Annotated in this window: 13 protein-coding genes; 10 read left to right on the top strand and 3 right to left on the bottom strand. The window is 63.0% G+C overall.

The window, feature by feature from the left end; all coding sequences use genetic code 11:
- Positions 1-114 precede the first annotated feature (114 nt).
- Complete coding sequence (locus JOD78_RS16095; protein WP_121038795.1) at positions 115-1,017, top strand: alpha/beta hydrolase; 903 nt, start codon at positions 115-117, stop codon at positions 1,015-1,017.
- A 9-nt stretch (positions 1,018-1,026) separates the two neighbouring features.
- On the opposite strand, the gene cadR is transcribed toward JOD78_RS16095, so the two are convergent.
- Entirely contained in the window at positions 1,027-1,479 is a 453-nt protein-coding gene (cadR, locus tag JOD78_RS16090) for a Cd(II)/Pb(II)-responsive transcriptional regulator (RefSeq protein ID WP_121038792.1), read from the bottom strand.
- An 80-nt stretch (positions 1,480-1,559) separates the two neighbouring features.
- Here cadR and JOD78_RS16085 point away from each other — a divergent pair, with 80 nt between their 5' ends.
- The 6 genes from JOD78_RS16085 (at position 1,560) to JOD78_RS16060 (ending at position 9,422) form a co-directional block, all read left to right on the top strand.
- Complete coding sequence (locus JOD78_RS16085) at positions 1,560-3,896, top strand: heavy metal translocating P-type ATPase (RefSeq protein ID WP_209568480.1); 2,337 nt, start codon at positions 1,560-1,562, stop codon at positions 3,894-3,896.
- A gap of 52 nt (positions 3,897-3,948) precedes the next feature.
- The gene (locus JOD78_RS16080) at positions 3,949-4,389 is read left to right on the top strand and encodes a hypothetical protein (RefSeq protein WP_121038786.1); all 441 of its coding nucleotides are present in this window, start codon (positions 3,949-3,951) and stop codon (positions 4,387-4,389) included.
- Positions 4,390-4,482: 93 nt separating this feature from the next.
- Complete coding sequence (locus JOD78_RS16075) at positions 4,483-5,868, top strand: TolC family protein (protein ID WP_204725218.1); 1,386 nt, start codon at positions 4,483-4,485, stop codon at positions 5,866-5,868.
- Positions 5,865-7,247: a copper oxidase gene (locus JOD78_RS16070; protein ID WP_134134923.1), complete on the top strand. Its 1,383-nt coding sequence runs from the start codon at positions 5,865-5,867 to the stop codon at positions 7,245-7,247. Before JOD78_RS16075 ends, JOD78_RS16070 begins: the two co-directional genes overlap by 4 nt.
- 98 nt (positions 7,248-7,345) lie before the next feature.
- Positions 7,346-7,636 (top strand): copper-binding protein, encoded by a 291-nt coding sequence (locus JOD78_RS16065; RefSeq protein ID WP_134134921.1) that lies wholly within the window; start codon positions 7,346-7,348, stop codon positions 7,634-7,636.
- Between the two features lie 145 nt (positions 7,637-7,781).
- A complete protein-coding gene (locus JOD78_RS16060) occupies positions 7,782-9,422 on the top strand; it encodes a fatty acid--CoA ligase (RefSeq protein WP_134134919.1) in 1,641 nt (546 codons plus the stop codon).
- A gap of 1,020 nt (positions 9,423-10,442) precedes the next feature.
- On the opposite strand, the gene purU is transcribed toward JOD78_RS16060, so the two are convergent.
- Positions 10,443-11,312, bottom strand: coding sequence for a formyltetrahydrofolate deformylase (gene purU / locus JOD78_RS16055; RefSeq protein WP_121038771.1), 870 nt, complete (start codon positions 11,310-11,312; stop codon positions 10,443-10,445).
- Positions 11,313-11,662: 350 nt separating this feature from the next.
- Complete coding sequence (locus JOD78_RS16050; protein ID WP_039787631.1) at positions 11,663-12,184, bottom strand: polymer-forming cytoskeletal protein; 522 nt, start codon at positions 12,182-12,184, stop codon at positions 11,663-11,665.
- Positions 12,185-12,398: 214 nt separating this feature from the next.
- Here JOD78_RS16050 and JOD78_RS16045 point away from each other — a divergent pair, with 214 nt between their 5' ends.
- The 3 genes from JOD78_RS16045 to JOD78_RS16035 all read left to right on the top strand — a co-directional run bounded on the left by JOD78_RS16045 (position 12,399) and on the right by JOD78_RS16035 (position 15,962).
- Positions 12,399-12,674 (top strand): hypothetical protein, encoded by a 276-nt coding sequence (locus JOD78_RS16045; protein ID WP_134040135.1) that lies wholly within the window; start codon positions 12,399-12,401, stop codon positions 12,672-12,674.
- 385 nt (positions 12,675-13,059) lie between these two features.
- Positions 13,060-13,776, top strand: coding sequence for a Pr6Pr family membrane protein (locus JOD78_RS16040; RefSeq protein WP_121038768.1), 717 nt, complete (start codon positions 13,060-13,062; stop codon positions 13,774-13,776).
- A 473-nt stretch (positions 13,777-14,249) separates the two neighbouring features.
- A complete protein-coding gene (locus tag JOD78_RS16035; RefSeq protein ID WP_121038764.1) occupies positions 14,250-15,962 on the top strand; it encodes an acid phosphatase in 1,713 nt (570 codons plus the stop codon).
- The last annotated feature ends 71 nt before the right edge of the window (positions 15,963-16,033 follow it).

Here is a 16,033-nt window from a genome sequence, read left to right as displayed (position 1 = left end):
ATGGCTCGCGGCACGCATCCCGACTTGAGATGATAATTACCCTTCATATATCACTAAAAATTACGTTATCCAGCTAGTACCAACAACATCAAAATCACGGGGGGGCCGTCCGACATGCCACAGAGCAATCACCTGACGTTCATCGAGACCGACACACTGCGCATCGGCTTTGAAACCAGTGGCCCGCCAGAGGCCCCCGCCGTGATACTGCTGCATGGCTGGCCGGACGACGTGCGCACCTGGGACGCCTTCCTCGGTCCGCTGCGGGCGGCCGGCTACCGCGTGATCCGCCCCTACCTGCGCGGCTACGGCCCGACCCGTTTCCTCTCGGAATCGACACCCCGCAGCGGCCAGCTGGCCGCGCTGGGCAGCGACCTGATGGCCTTTGCCGATGCCCTGGGCCTGGCGCGCTACTCCGTCATCGGCCACGACTGGGGTGCACGGGCCGCTTACATCGCCGCTTCGCAGACCCCCGAACGCATCGCCCATTGCATCGCCCTCTCGGTGGGCTGGGGCACCAATACGCCGGGGCAGCGGCTGTCGCTGCAGCAATCGCGCAATTACTGGTACCACTGGTTCTTCGCCACCCCGCGCGGCGAAACCGAATTGCGCGAGGACCGCCGTGGCTTCGCGCGCTTCATGTGGAATACCTGGTCACCTTCCTGGAAATTTGCCGAGAGCGAATTCGCCAATACCGCCGCCTCCTTCGACAATCCCGACTGGGCCGAGATCTGCGTGCATTCCTACCGGCACCGCTGGGGCTTTGCCGAGGGCGATCCCGCCTATGCGGCGCTGGAGGCCAAATTGCAGGACACACCGCGCATCATGGTGCCCACGCTGGTGCTGCATGGCACCGAGGATGGTGCCAATCATCCCTCGACCTCGGAAGACCGCGAGCCCTACTTCGGGGCCGCCTACCGCCGCGTGCTCATCCCGGGGGCCGGGCATTTCCCCCAGCGCGAAAAACCGGAAGAAGTCGTCGAGGAAGTGCTGGCCTGGCTGGCGCGCCCGGCCTGAACGTGGACTTCAGTGGCAGCCGCCCCCATGGCTGCCAAGATTGGCCGGCTTCATGTCGTCGGGCAGGCTGGCCAATCCTTGCAGGATGCCGCAGTCGCGCGCCGGCTGTTCCACCTCGCACTGGGCGCGCAGCTGGTGCAATTGCTCCTGCAGGGCCTGCAACTGCAGGATGCGCTGGGCCACGTGGCCGATATGCTTGTCCAGCAGCGCATTGACTTCGCCGCAATTCTGCTCGGGTGCGTCGCGCAGGCGCAGCAGTTCGCGCACTTCATCGAGCGTCATGTCCAGCGAACGGCAATGGCGGATGAATTGCAACCGCTCCACATGGCGCGCGCCATAGAGCCGGTAATTCGACTGCGATCGTGTGGGCTCGGGCAGCAACTCTTCCTTCTCGTAATAGCGAATGGTTTCTACCGGGCAATCTGCCTGGGCAGCCAGTTCGCCGATCTTCAACGTATCCATGGGATCCTCGCTTGACCTTGTAGTTACTTCAGGGTTTTTAATATACCCCTGAAACCTGTTGGCTGCACAAGGAGGCCTCGATGGCTGGACATTCCCACAAGCACGATCACGACCATTCGCACGACCACGCGCATGAGCATGAGCACGACCATGGTCATGCCCATACCCACGCGCAGCAAGCACACGGCTGCTGTTCCGGCCATGCCTGCGCCAGCAATGAAGCGGCCCCTGCCCCGGTCCCCGCAGCGCACCTGGAGGGCAAGACCGAGGAAGCCGTCTTCTTCATCCAGAAGATGGATTGCCCGACCGAAGAAAAGCTGATCCGCGAACGGCTCTCGCAGATGACGGGCGTGGGCACGCTGGAATTCAACCTGATCCAGCGCGAGCTGACGGTGCAGCACCAACTGCCCTCCATCGCGCCGCTGGTGGAGACCTTGAAGGCGCTGGACATGCTGCCGGCCGTGAAGTCCGATTCACTGGATGCCGACGCCGGCCGCGATGCCCCCGACCAGGCCGCTGCCTACCGCATCCCGGCGCGCCGCTGGGCGCTGCTGGGGCTGGCGGGCGTAGCCGCACTGGGGGCCGAGGTGCTGGCCTGGACCAGCGGTGATGAGCGCTCCCTGCCGGTGATTGCGCTGGCGCTTGCCGCCATCCTGCTGGGCGGCCTGGGCACGCTCAAGAAGGGCTGGATTGCGCTGCGCAACTTCTCGCTGAACATGAACTTCCTGATGTCGCTGGCCGTGATCGGCGCGGCGGTCATCGGCCAGTGGCCGGAAGCGGCAGTGGTGATCGTGCTGTTCACCCTGGCCGAGATGATCGAAGCCCTGTCGCTGGACCGCGCCCGCAACGCCATCGCCGGACTGATGGCCATGACGCCCGACATGGCGACCCGGCGTGGCGCGGACGGTGTCTGGTCAACTGTACCGGCTCGTACCGTGACAGTGGATGAAACTGTACGGGTCGCCCCCGGGGAACGTGTACCGCTGGATGGCCTGGTACTGTCAGGCAGCACCAGCATCAACCAGGCCCCCATCACCGGGGAAAGCATACCGGTACAGAAGCGGCCCGGTGACCCGGTCTTTGCCGGCACCATCAATGAACAGGGTGCTTTCGAGATGCGCGTGACAGCCGTGCAAGGCGACTCGACCCTGGCGCGCATCGTCAAGAGCGTGCAGCAGGCGCAGGGCCAGCGCGCCCCGACCCAGCGCTTCGTGGACAACTTCGCGCGCTACTACATCCCGGCGGTGGTGCTGATGGCGGTACTGGTGGCCGTGCTGCCGCCGCTGCTGATGGGTGCCCCCTTCCAGCCGTGGCTGTACAAGGCCCTGGTCCTGCTGGTGATCGCCTGCCCTTGCGCGCTGGTGATCTCCACGCCGGTGACCATCGTCAGCGGACTGGCCTCGGCGGCGCGGCATGGCATCCTGGTCAAGGGCGGCGTCTATCTGGAGCAGGGCCGCCAATTGCGCGCGCTGGCGCTGGACAAGACCGGCACGATTACCTTCGGCAAGCCCGCCGTGACCGATGTGGTCTCGCTGCAGGCCGGGGCGGATCAACAGGCGCTGCTGCAACTGGCGGTCTCGCTGGCATCGCGCTCGGACCACCCGGTCTCGCGCGCCATTGCGCTTCAGGAAGACATCGTCACCTTGGAGGTGAGCGACTTTGCCGCCCTGGCCGGACGCGGCGTGCAGGGGCGCATCGGCGGACAACTGCTGCACCTGGGCAACCACCGCCTGGTGCACGAGCTGGGCCAGTGCAGCCCGGAGCTGGAGGCGCGCCTGCAAGCCTTCGAGAAGCAGGGCAAGACCACCACCGTGCTGTGCCGTGACGGCCAGCCGCAGTTGCTGGTGGCGGTGGCCGACACGGTGCGCCCCAGCAGCAAGGAAGCGGTGGCCGAGCTGCGTGCGCTGGGCGTGGAAGTCATCATGCTGACCGGCGACAACAGCCATACCGCACAGGCCATTGCCAGCCAGACCGGCATTGCCGATGCGCGCGGGGACCAGCTGCCGGAAGACAAGCTCAAGGCCATCGAAGCACTCAGTGCGCGCCATGGCGTGCGCGGGGTGGGCATGGTCGGCGACGGCATCAACGATGCCCCGGCGCTGGCGCGGGCCGACATCGGTTTCGCCATGGGCGCGGCCGGTACTGACACCGCGCTTGAGACGGCCGACGTGGCCCTGATGGATGACGACCTGCGCAAGATCCCCGATTTCATTCGCCTGAGCCGCAAGGCCCACACGGTCCTGGTGCAGAACATCAGCATTGCGCTGGGTATCAAGGCGGTGTTCCTGGCGCTGGCGCTGGTGGGCATGAGTTCACTGTGGATGGCGGTGTTTGCCGACATGGGGGCCAGCCTGATCGTGGTCTTCAACGGCCTGCGCCTGGTGCGCGGCTTGCGCCAGCGCAAGGCTGCGGCCTGAAGCCGGCCGTACAGGTTGATCGCAGGGATGGCCCCGGTCTATACTGCCGCCCATGATGCTGCGCGCAAAACTCCTCCTGCTCTGGCTGCTGGCGCTGGCGATTCCCGTCCAGGGCTTCGCCGCCGTGCTGCAGGCCTGCGCGCCGACGCAGCAGCAGGCGGTACAGCATCATGCGCCCGCAGTGCAAGCGCCTCAGATGCAGCATGAGCAGCATCAGCATCATGACCAGCAGGCCCATCAAGGCCATCACGCCGATCATGGCGCGGCAACACAGCTCACCTCTGCTGACGCCACCGACACGCCCCATCAGCAACATCACACGCATTCCTCCTGCAGCTTCTGCGCCGCCTGCACCGTCGGTGGCCTGTTGCCGCTGGCCTTGAGCGCACCGCCTGCGCCTGATCTTCCCTCGCGCGAATTCATTGCGCTGCCGGCTTCCGGCTTCGTCGGCTATCTGCCGGAAAACCCCGACCGTCCCCCTGCCCTCGCCTGATCCTGCCCTGCGCACCTTCGCGTGCGCCTGAGCCTCGTGCGCGCTGACGTCAGTGCGCGCGTGGCGTGACGATCATCATCAGACGAGGATTCCATGATTCCCCAAGTTTCACGTCCCTGGCGGGCCGCTGCCGTGGCCGCCTGTGCCTTGCTGGCCGGCTGTGCGCAGCTGTCGCCGGATGGCGGTTTCGGCCAGGTCGAGCAGACCAGCCAGCAGCGCCTGGGCCACACCCCGGCCTGGAACCGCAGCCCGCAACAGACCCAGGCCAGCAGCGAGCGCGTACGCGCCTTGCTGCACGATCCTGCAAGCGGCGCAGCGCGACTGGCCAGTGCCGACGATGCGGTGCAGATCGCCCTCCTCCACAATCCTGATCTGCAGGCCGATTTCGCCGGACTGGGCGTGGCTGAGGCCGACCTGGTGCAAGCCGGCCGCCTGCCCAATCCCGGTTTCTCTTTCAAGCGCACCCATGCGGGCGACGATCTCAAGATCGAGCGCAGCCTGTCACTGGGCCTGATGCGCCTCATCACCCTGCCGGCGGCGGCGCGCATCGAACAGCGGCGCTTCGAGCAGGTGCGCCTGTCGCTGGCCGCGCGCGTGCTGACGCTGGCAGCGCAGACGCGCCAGGCCTACTACCAGGCGGTGGCCGCGCAGCAGGGCTTGCAGTATCAGGAGCAGGTGGCCGATGCGGCCGAAGCTGCGCATGAACTGGCGGCGCAGATGGCGCGGCTGGGCAATATCAGCCAGCTCGATGGTGCGCGCGAGCAGTTCTTCTATGGCCAGGCGCAAGCCAGCCTGCAGCAGGCGCGCCGGCAAGCGGCGCAGCACAAGGAAACGCTGGCCCGCCTGCTGGGGCTGCCACCGGATTTCGCGCTACCGGCGCAATTGCCGCCCCTGCCCAGGCAGCTGGAGGCGGTCGATGACATCGAGCAGCAAGCCCTGCAGCAGCGCCTCGACGTCCAGGCCGCCCGCACCGAACTGGAGGGCCTGCAAGCTTCGCTGGGACTGACACGCGCCACCCGGTTGATCAACGTGCTGGACCTGGGCGCGGTACGCACCACCGAGAGCGGCAAGCCCAATGAGAACGGCTACGAGATCTCGTTGGAGATTCCGCTCTTCGACTGGGGCGAGGCGCGCACGGCCAAGGCCGAGGCCATCTACCTGCAGGGTGCGCACAAGCTGGCTGCGGCTCTTCTCGATGCACGCGCCCAGGCACGCCTGGCCTGGCGTGAGCGGCAGGATGCCTATGCGCTGGCCCGGCGCTACCAGGATGAACTGGTGCCGCTGCGCCAGCGCATCGCCGAAGAAAATCTGCTGCGCTACAACGGCATGCTCATCAGCGTCTTCGCCTTGCTCGCGGATGCGCGCGAACAGGCGGCCACGGTCAATGCCGCCATCGATGCCCAGCGTGATTTCTGGATCGCCGACGCCAGCCTGCAACAGGCGCTGGGCGGCCGTCCCCAACCAGGAAAGCAACCATGAACCCGAACGACAAAGCGCGCCGCCACTTCCTGCAAGGCGCGGCGCTCGCCGTAACTGCCGGTGCCGTCAGCCGAGCCGGTGCCGCCGGTCTGCCTGAAGCCCCGCTGCAAACCAGCGCCGCCACGCAGCCCCCGCTGCAACCCGCCACTGGCCGCCCTTACCAGCCGGTGGTCACGCTCAATGGCTGGACCTTGCCCTGGCGCATGAAGCACGGCATCAAGGAATTCCACCTGATCGCTGAAGCCGTGGAGCGCGAGATCGCGCCCGGCATGAAGGCCAGGCTGTGGGGCTACAACGGCCAGAGCCCCGGCCCGACCATCGAGGTGGTGGAAGGAGACCGGGTGCGCATCTTCGTGACCAACAAGCTGCCCGAAGCGACCTCGGTGCACTGGCACGGACAGCGCCTGCCCAATGGCATGGATGGCGTCTCGGGCCTGACGCAAGCGGCCATCCCGCCGGGCAAGACCTATGTGTATGAGTTCACCGCCAAACGCGCCGGCACCTTCATGTATCACCCGCATGCCGACGAGATGGTACAGATGGCCATGGGCATGATGGGGTTCTGGGTGACGCATCCCAAGGATCCTGGCGTCATGCGGGTAGATCGGGATTTCGTGTTCCTGATGAATGCCTACGACATCGCGCCGGGCGCCTCGGTGCCCAAGGTCAGCACCATGCTGGACTTCAACCTGTGGACCTGGAACAGCCGGGCCTTCCCCGGCATCGACCCGCTGGTGGTGCGGCAGAACGACCGCGTGCGCATCCGCGTGGGCAATCTCACCATGACCAATCACCCGCTGCACCTGCACGGCCACGAGTTCAGCGTGACCGGCACCGATGGCGGCTGGGTGCCGCCGGCGGCGCGCTGGCCCGAGGTCACCACCGACATTGCGGTGGGCCAGATGCGGGCCATCGAGTTCGATGCCACCGAAGAAGGCGACTGGGCCCTGCATTGCCACAAGGCGCATCACACCATGAACGCCATGGGCCATGACCTGCCGACCATGATCGGGGTGGACCAGTCCAAGGTCGTCAGCAAGATCAGCCGTCTCATTCCCGACTACATGGCCATGGGTGACAAGGGGGGATCGATGGGCGAGATGGAGATGCCCCTGCCCGACAACACCCTGCCGATGATGACCGGACGCGGACCGTATGGCCCCATCGAGATGGGTGGCATGTTCAGCACCGTGAAAGTCCGGCGCAACCTGGCGCGGGATGATTACCGGGATCCGGGCTGGTATCGCGCACCGGCCGGCACGGTGGCGCGGGAATGGCAGGGCGAGATGCCCGAGACCCGGCGGGCCGCGCCTTCGGGCCCGGCTGCGCCAGCCACGCTGGAGGTCATCAAGCCGGGAGGGCATCAAGGACATCATTGAAAAAATGACTTATTGATCACCTCTATCATCATATTTTTACATCATTGTTTTTGGATCAGCGACCTTGCGTCGCTGACGACTTCACGAAAGGAAAGACCATGTTGCGCTCCCTCCTCCTCACCACGGCCCTTTGTTTTACCGCGCTGGCGGCACACGCACAGGGTGATGCACCCAAAGTGGATGGCGAAATCCGCAGGGTCGACACCAGCACGGGCAAGCTCACCATCCGCCATGCGGAGATTCCCAATCTGCAGATGGGCGGCATGACGATGGTGTTCAAGGCCGATCCCGAGATCCTGGCGCGGGCACGCGAAGGCGAGAAGATCAGCTTCACCGCCGACCGGGTCGATGGTGTGCTGACCGTGACCTCGCTGGAAGAAAAGCGCTGACCACTCAAGGAGTGCCGGGACGACCCACAATTTCGTCGTCCCGGCGACCATCCTGCGGGAGACTTGGCGGTATCATCGGAGTTCGTTTCATCCATCCCATCCATAAGAGGCGGCCCTGCTGCCGCACAACAGAGGAGACTCCGGCATGCCCCAAACGATCGAGCAAACCCCGTCGGCCTATGGCTATCCGCTCCTGATCAAGCAGTTGCTGCACAGCGCCCTGGCCACCGCCCCCGAGCAGGAAATCATTTACGGTGCGCGCCGGCTGACCTATGCCGGTTTTTACGAGCGCGTGCAGCGGCTGGCCAATGCGCTCAAGGAAATGGGCGTGCAGGCCGGCAATACGGTGGCGGTGATGGACTGGGACAGCAATCGTTATCTGGAGTGTTTCTTTGCGGTGCCGATGATGGGCTGCGTGTTGCAGACGGTGAATGTACGGTTGTCGCCGGAGCAGATTGCCTACACGCTCAATCATGCGCAGGCTGATGTCTTGCTGGTGAATTCGGATTTCATGCCGGTGTTGAAGCAGATCCGTGGTGAGTTGAACACCCTCACGCGCTGCGTGCTGTTGACCGACGATGGCAGTCCCTGCCCGCAGGGGCCGGGCTTCGCGGGCGAATACGAAGCGTTGCTGGCGCAGGCGGCTGCGCAGTATGACTTCCCGGATTTTGACGAGAACGCGCGCGCGACGACCTTCTACACCACCGGCACCACGGGCTTGCCCAAGGGCGTGTATTTCAGCCATCGGCAACTGGTCCTGCATACGCTGGGCACCACGGCCGGACTGGCGCTGGCGCCGCAGCAGGGGCGTTTGCATCGGGATGATGTCTACATGCCGTTGACGCCGATGTTCCATGTGCATGCCTGGGGGCTGCCTTATGTGGCGACGATGGCGGGGGTCAAGCAGGTGTATCCGGGGCGCTATGTGCCGGACACGATCTGCAAGCTGATCCGTGAGGAGAAGGTGACCTTCTCGCATTGCGTGCCGACCATTTTGCAGATGGTGTTGACCTCCGAGCAGGCGCGGGAAGTGGATCTGTCAGGGTGGAAGATGATCATTGGTGGTTCGGCGATGACGGGCAGTCTGGCGCGCATGGCGCGGGATCGGGGGATTGATGTCTTTACTGGTTACGGGATGTCGGAGACTTGTCCGATATTGACGCTGGCGCAGGTGCCGACCGAGGACCTGGGCAGCGAGCGTGAAGCCGTCCTGCGCGTGAAGACCGGGCGGCCGGTGCCGCTGGTGGCCTTGCGCACGGTGGATGGCGATATGAATGATTGTCCGCGGGATGGCAAGAGCACCGGTGAAGTGGTGGTACGCGCGCCCTGGCTGACGCAGGGGTATCTGCATCAGGCGGAAGCCTCTGAAGAATTGTGGCGTGGGGGGTGGTTGCATACCCAGGATATCGGGCATCTCGATGCCGAAGGCTATCTGCAGGTCACGGATCGGATCAAGGATGTCATCAAGACCGGGGGCGAGTGGGTCTCTTCGCTGCAGATCGAAGACATCATCGCGCGACACCCTGCCGTGGCTGAGACGGCCGTCATCGGGGTGCAGGACGGTAAATGGGGGGAGCGGCCGGTTGCGCTGGTCGTCCTGAAGAAGGATGTGGCTGCGGTTTCTGAAGAGGATATCCGGCAGCATGTAATGGCTGCTGCCGAGGCTGGGACCATCTCTCGTTATGGCGTGCCGGATCGGGTGCGGTTTGTTCCTGAATTGGCTCGCACCAGCGTCGGGAAGCTCAACAAGCGGGTGATGCGGGAGCAGTATCCGGTTGGGGGGTGATCCTTCTTGGTTTTTGGTTTGTTTTGTCTTGGCTGAGTGCTTTTCTGGGTTTTTGGTATGGGGTAGTCTGCACGGAAATCTTTCCTGCGCTCTAGCTTAATTATTTTCTCTCTCCGGTCGGGAGAACGCGCCGGGGGCGGCCCGGCAGCCGCTCACTTTTCTTGTCTCGCCAAGAAAAGTAAGCAAAAGAAGGCGACCGCAACTCCGCCGCCCTCCTTCGGAGGGTCCCCGCTTCAGAGCCCAACAAAACGGGAAAAATAGAGTCGCTTCGCTCCGACTATTTTTCTGATCCGTTTTGTTGGGCTCTGAAGCGGCGGCGCAGATGCGGACGGCCGAAACGGCTCGCCTTCGGCATCGCCCCCCCTCCGACTCGCCTTCGGCTTTGCCTTGGGGTTCTTTAGCCTTCGATACGTCGCTGCGCGACTACTCAGGACGAACGGACGGAAATTATTTAAACAAAAACCAAAAAAACAAAAAAACAAAGAAACAAAAAAAAGAACAAAAAAGGAAAAACCCAAAACCCAGAGCGGGAATGGGAACGATCAAAAGGTCGATGCCGCAGGCGAACCAACCCAAAGCCGAAGGCGAGTCGGAGATGTGGCGAGGCCGCAGGCGAGCCCGTGGGGGGTGCCGTCCCCATAGAGCCAGCCGCCGCAGCAGAGCGAAAAGTGGATCAGAAGGATAGTCGGAGCGAAGCGACTCTATCCTTCCCACTTTTCGCTCTGCTGCGGCGGGGACCCTCCGAAGGAGGGCTGGCTCTTTGGGGTCGCCTTCTTTTGCTTACTTTTCTTGGCGAGACAAGAAAAGTGAGCGGCTGCCGGGCCGCTCCCGGCGCGTCCTTCCGACCGGAGAAAGATAAGAATTAAGCTAGAGCGCAGGAAGAAATCCCGTGCAGACTGCCCCAAACCGCACAACCAGAAAAGCACTCAGCCAAGACAACAAAACCAAAACCAAAAACAAAACCAAAAACGCCGCCCGACCAAAGGCCGGACGGCGTCCAAGGCGAAGACAAGCAGCGGATCAGTTGAAGATCACGGTCTTATGTCCATTGAGCAAGATACGATGCTCGGTAAACCATTTGACAGCGCGCGCCAGCACGACGCATTCGATATCGCGTCCGATGGCGGTGAGGGTATCCGGCCCCATGGAGTGATCGACGCGTTCGACGCCTTGCTCGATGATCGGACCTTCATCCAAGTCGCCGGTAACAAAGTGCGCGGTTGCCCCGATCAACTTGACGCCACGATCATGCGCTTGATAGTAAGGCTTGGCGCCCTTGAAGCTAGGCAGGAAGGAGTGGTGAATATTGATCGCCCGTCCGCGCAAGGCCTCGCACATCTCAGGCGAGAGGATCTGCATGTAACGCGCCAACACCACCAGATCGATCTGGTTGGCATCGACGATTTCCATGATCCGCTGCTCCTGGGCCCGCTTGGTCTCGATGGAAGAGCCGGTAGCCAGCGGCAGATGATGGAAAGGAATGTTGTAGCTCGCAGCCAGCTGATAGAAATCAGTATGGTTGGAGACAATCGCCGGAATCTCCACCGGCAGCAAACCGCTCTTGTAGCGGAACAGCAGATCGTTGAGACAGTGACCGATCTTGGACACCATCAGCATCACACGCGGCTTCTTGCCCGCATCATGCAACTGCCAGTTCATCTGCAGCGAATCGCCCAGCACGCCGAAATCCGCACGCAAGGCCGCATCCGACACCCCGGCATCTTCCGAAGAAAAATGCACGCGCATGAAGAACAGCTTGGACTGCGCATCGCCAAACTGCGCCGAATCGATGATGTTGCAGCCGTGATCGGCCAGGAAGCCCGAGACGCGATGCACGATGCCGCGCTGGTCCAGGCAGGACAAGGTAAGAATGTATTCCGGGTGAGCCATGAGTGAACTGAGGAATGAAACCGAGAAGCGCCAGCGTCCCGTCGGCAGCCCCACGCAGGGACGCTACCGGCCCGGCTTTCGGGCAAAAGGACGAAAGGCGCTATTGTCGCACGGCCGGGCCATGCGGACAAATCCGGCACGCGCAAACGCACGCCGGACGCGTCAAAGCGAGGTCATTCCGACAAAAATCACGGCAGATCGGCACGATTTGACAACAAATCGCGCCTCGCCCCGAAAATTATTTCCAAAAAGAAACGAGACCAGCAAGACACACCACTGGCCCGGCCTCAAGAGGCCTCCTCACCGGATGGCGCGCGAGACTGCGACTTCGGCACCACCCGCAGGGGAGCTCATGCGGTCTTCTGCAACAGATCCTTCTGCTCGTGACCGCCGCCCACCTGCAGATCGCCGGCCAACTGGCCACCCTCTTCGATCACCAGCTTGCCGTAACGAATCTTGCCGGTCACCTTGCCGCTGGAATAGATCACCAGCTTCTGGCGCACGGTGAGATCACCATCGAACTCGCCACGGATCTCGGCCAGGTCGATTTCGGCAGAACCCTTGAAGGCACCACGCTCGGCAATCTGCACCACACGGCAGTTGATCGTGGCTTGCACCTTGCCTTCGACGACGAGCGTGTCGCAGTCCTCGATCTCGCCCTTGACCTTGATGTTGGGGCCGACGGTCAGCTTGCTGCCGCTCTCCTCGGTCGCCGCAGGCGCAGTATTGGAGACGGAAGAAGGATATTGGGTAGGTTTGTTCACGCTGGTCACATTGCCGCCTGTAGTAGAAGAGACGTTGCCCGCACTGCTGAACGGGGAATTGGTCGAACTGGTTTCGCGTTTGCCGAAGAGGGATTCCGAGCGAAGCATGTGATCTCCTGAAATGGTAGTGCCTGATGCGTAAAAATCTACGCGCGAAAAATAAGCCTGCGCCAAGGTGCGCACGACAGCGTCATGACGCGCACCGCCTGCGCGGTGCCAGGCCGCCCTGCACGATCATCGGAAAGACCGGCAACACGAGCGGCGCGTCGGAACGTCGACAAGGTCGACGGAAGCGGCTCCTCCCGAGGTCCATGAGAGGGGAATGGACTGCCCGAACGCGAAGCATCCAAGCGTTGTCCGGGAGGAAACCTGTGCGATTCGGCAGGATGCCTTTTGCAAAGTTCACCGCAAATTTGTAACAGTGAATGCATCGCCGGAAGCACCGTTTTTCTGCAGTGAATACACAGCGAATACAGGGCAAATTATTTATATTTTGAAGCGCCTTGTAACTAAAAAAAATGTAACAGTTGTTAGAGAGCATGCGTCGCCACAAGGCGACACCCTCTTCCGCAAAGTCCGCTCCGGATATGGCTTGTAGAGAACCTCTCCCATTTTGGTGCGGCCACATCGATCGGCTGCAACAGAGAAAAAACTTAGAAATTCAACCGGTCAATTTCCCCCACCTTTCAAGGCCACACTCTTCCCCCACTGAGCGCATTGATGAGCACAATTCACCGCATGGATGAGCCAGCTTCATCCCGAAGAAGGAGCCTGCCGCATCCGCCATGCGTTCTCGCAACCATGAATGCGACAGGCCCCTCGCAAAGGGCATCGGCGATGTGTCTTGATGTAAGCGTTGAAAATGAATGTCATGCGGCAAGCACAACCATGCCCGCCCGATTTATGATGGAGCCATTGCCGGTTGCCGCCGGAGCTCCACCCGTCCGGCGGCAGCAGCCCTCTCTCCTCCCGCAGACCACACCATGAGCAACGACAGGATCCCCTCGCCGGAATCGCTGGATTCCTTTGGCGCACATCTCTTCCCGGCGCGCCGCCACTCGGCTGCAGCCCGCACGGTCGCCGGCCTGATCGCCGTGATCAGCTGGTTCGCCTTCGTGGCACAGACCGACATCACCATCAACCGCCTGCTGGCACGCGGCGGCGGCATCCTGGATGGCCTGGACCGGCTGACCATGTACCTGACCAACCTCACCATCCTCATGAGCGCGCTGTGCTTTACCTCGCTGGCGCTCTCGCTGAGATCGCCCATGAGCCGCTTCTTCCGGCAGCCCACCGTGATCTCGGCCGTGGTCACGTACCTGGCCTTCGTCGGCATCGCCTACAACCTGCTGCTGCGCCATTTGTGGACGCCTACCGGCTTTCGCGCGCTGGTCAATGAGAGCCTGCATACGGTGGTGCCGCTGCTGGCGATCGTGTACTGGATTTTTTTCGTGCCGGTATTCCAGGCCTCGCTGAAGAAGGCACTGCTGTGGCTGGTCTACCCGTTGGGGTATCTGATGGTGACGCTGTGGCGAGGGGCACTGTCGGGCTTCTATCCCTACCCCTTCATCGACGTCAACGCGCTCGGCTATCCGCGCGTGATCCTGAACGCCACCCTGCTGTTCGGCGCGTTCGTCGGGTTGATGGCCTTGTTCATCGCCGTCAACCGGTCAGGAAAACCGGTGCTGCAAGGCAAATAGGACGTACTGATGATGGGCGGCCGGACTGCGCGTCCGGCCCTGCCGCCAGGCCACTAGGTCAGCGGCTCCGTGATGGCGAGCGCCAGCATGAACACCATGCACGCACTGAAGCCCGCACCGATGAGCAGGTATTGGAAAGTTTTGAGCACCATGATTCCCTCGTCAAACAAGACCGCCTTGACATGAGCGCCGAACCGGCCATCCCCTGGCCTGCCGGACTCACCTGACCCGGTCGCCGGGCCGCGAGATGCGTGGCCCCAACCGGTGCGGTCGACGCATTTTATGGCCTTCGCCACGCATGAGCACCATCCTAGCGTTTCTTTTACTCAAACTTTCACTGTCTCTTGGTGCCGGTTTTGTCACTTTCTTGATTGCCAGCATGATGGAAAAGACACATCCTTGTCATACGGTCGCGCTATGCTGCCCCCGCAACGCGCCAAACCCCACAACAATATCCGACAGGAAATTCATCCATGAGCAAGCACGACGACGACATCGCCGGCAGCCAGCCTGCGTCCAGCGAAACGCCCCCTATCCCGCAACAACCCGGCCGCCGCCGCTTCCTGGGCAGCATGGCGGCCCTCGGTGCCGGCACCACCCTGGCCGCCTGCGCCACCGAAGGCCAGGGACCGGTGCCCTACCCCAGCGGCAACCCGGCCGAGTCCGCCGCGCTGGACCGCGCCCTGCGCGAGAACGTCAAGACCATCGTGGTGATCTACGCCGAGAACCGCAGCTTCAACAATCTCTTCGCCGATTTCCCCGGCCTGGAAAAGCCGCTCTCTTCGCTCAAGCCCTCGGACTACCAGCAGCGTGACCGCGACGGCAGCCTGCTCAAGGAATTGCCGCCCGCCTGGAACGGCGTGCTGATCCAGGACCAGAGCGTGGAAGGCGTCAACTATGCCGGCGGCAAGCAATACCAGACCAGCTTGCCCAATGCACCCTATGCGCTCAAGGGCCCGCAAGGCGAAGCGCTGCCGCTGAGCCTGGTCACGCGCGACCTGTGGCACGTGTTCTACCAGAACCAGATGCAGATCAACGGCGGCAAGAACGATGGCTTCGTGGCCTGGGCCGATTCCGGTGGCCTGACCATGGGCCACTATGCGGACACCCGCTACAACCTGCGCCTGTGGGACGTGGCGCGCGAATTCGTGCTGTGCGACAACTTCTTCCAAGGGGCCTTCGGCGGCTCCTTCCTGAACCACCAGTACCTGATCTGCGCCACTGCGCCCTACTATCCGAACGTGATGAGCTCGGTCTCACGCACGCAAGTGGCCAAGACCAAAAACAATGATCCGCTCTCGCCGGAACTGGTGCCGGCCGAAGGCAGCCCGGCCAGCGCCCTGCAAGGTCCGCCGAAGTTCGGCCCCAGCGCACTGACGCCGGACGGCTACGCCGTCAACACCATGGCCCCGCCGTACTGGCCGACCTGGAGCCGCGACCGCAACAATCCGGCCTACGCCGAACCCAACCAGCCCAGCGTGCTGGTGCCGCAGACGCATGAACACATCGGCGACAAGCTCAACAAGAAGGGCATCGACTGGGCCTGGTATGCGGGTGCATGGCAGGCCACGCTGGATGAGTTCAAGGATTCCAAGGGCATCCCCAAGATTCCCAATTTCCAGTATCACCACCAGCCCTTCAACTACTTCAAGAACCTGGGTCCGGAAAATCCGGCCGAGCGCAACAAGCGCCTGCGGGATGGCGGCCTGGGCGACGAGTCGCGCACCAACCGCTTCCTGGCCGATGTCGAGGCGGGCCGCCTGCCGCCGGTGACCTTCTACAAGCCGCAGGGCAACCTCAACCTGCACGCCGGTTACGCCGACATCGCCTCGGGTGACCGCCACATCGCCCACATCGTCAAGAGCCTGCAGGCCAGCCCGCAGTGGAAGAACATGGTGGTGGTAATCACCTTCGATGAGAACGGCGGCTGGTGGGATCACGTGGCCCCGCCCAAGGGCGACCGCTGGGGGCCGGGCACGCGCGTGCCCGCGCTGGTGATCTCGCCCTTCGCCCGCAAGGGGACGGTAGATCACACCGTCTATGACACCGCCTCCATCCTGCGCCTCATCACCCGCACCTTCGGCCTGGAAAAGCTCAATGGCCTCAAGGAACGTGACGACGCCATGATCGCGCGCGGCCAGCAGCCCATGGGCGACCTGACCAACGCCTTGCAGTTCAAGGCCTGATCAACCGCTACGCGAGAACGACAAGGCCGCCGCAGGGTTTTCCTGCGGCGGCCTTGTTCATGGTGTGACGA

This window comes from Herbaspirillum sp. 1130, from assembly GCF_017833835.1.
Lineage (GTDB): Bacteria > Pseudomonadota > Gammaproteobacteria > Burkholderiales > Burkholderiaceae_D > Herbaspirillum > Herbaspirillum huttiense.
Note: the sequence above shows the minus strand (reverse complement) of the source record. Positions and strands in the feature narration are given on the sequence as shown.

Bases quoted from the DNA above. Each gene is read 5' to 3' on its own strand.
- JOD78_RS16085 (WP_209568480.1), top strand. From the start codon at position 1,560: ATGGCTGGACATTCCCACAAGCACGATCACGACCATTCGCACGACCAC.
- JOD78_RS16095 (WP_121038795.1), top strand. From the start codon at position 115: ATGCCACAGAGCAATCACCTGACGTTCATCGAGACCGACACACTGCGC.
- JOD78_RS16040 (WP_121038768.1), top strand. From the start codon at position 13,060: ATGAGCAACGACAGGATCCCCTCGCCGGAATCGCTGGATTCCTTTGGC.
- JOD78_RS16080 (WP_121038786.1), top strand. From the start codon at position 3,949: ATGATGCTGCGCGCAAAACTCCTCCTGCTCTGGCTGCTGGCGCTGGCG.
- JOD78_RS16035 (WP_121038764.1), top strand. From the start codon at position 14,250: ATGAGCAAGCACGACGACGACATCGCCGGCAGCCAGCCTGCGTCCAGC.
- JOD78_RS16065 (WP_134134921.1), top strand. From the start codon at position 7,346: ATGTTGCGCTCCCTCCTCCTCACCACGGCCCTTTGTTTTACCGCGCTG.
- JOD78_RS16060 (WP_134134919.1), top strand. From the start codon at position 7,782: ATGCCCCAAACGATCGAGCAAACCCCGTCGGCCTATGGCTATCCGCTC.
- cadR (WP_121038792.1), bottom strand. From the start codon at position 1,479: ATGGATACGTTGAAGATCGGCGAACTGGCTGCCCAGGCAGATTGCCCG.
- JOD78_RS16070 (WP_134134923.1), top strand. From the start codon at position 5,865: ATGAACCCGAACGACAAAGCGCGCCGCCACTTCCTGCAAGGCGCGGCG.
- purU (WP_121038771.1), bottom strand. From the start codon at position 11,312: ATGGCTCACCCGGAATACATTCTTACCTTGTCCTGCCTGGACCAGCGC.
- JOD78_RS16050 (WP_039787631.1), bottom strand. From the start codon at position 12,184: ATGCTTCGCTCGGAATCCCTCTTCGGCAAACGCGAAACCAGTTCGACC.
- JOD78_RS16045 (WP_134040135.1), top strand. From the start codon at position 12,399: ATGGACTGCCCGAACGCGAAGCATCCAAGCGTTGTCCGGGAGGAAACC.
- JOD78_RS16075 (WP_204725218.1), top strand. From the start codon at position 4,483: ATGATTCCCCAAGTTTCACGTCCCTGGCGGGCCGCTGCCGTGGCCGCC.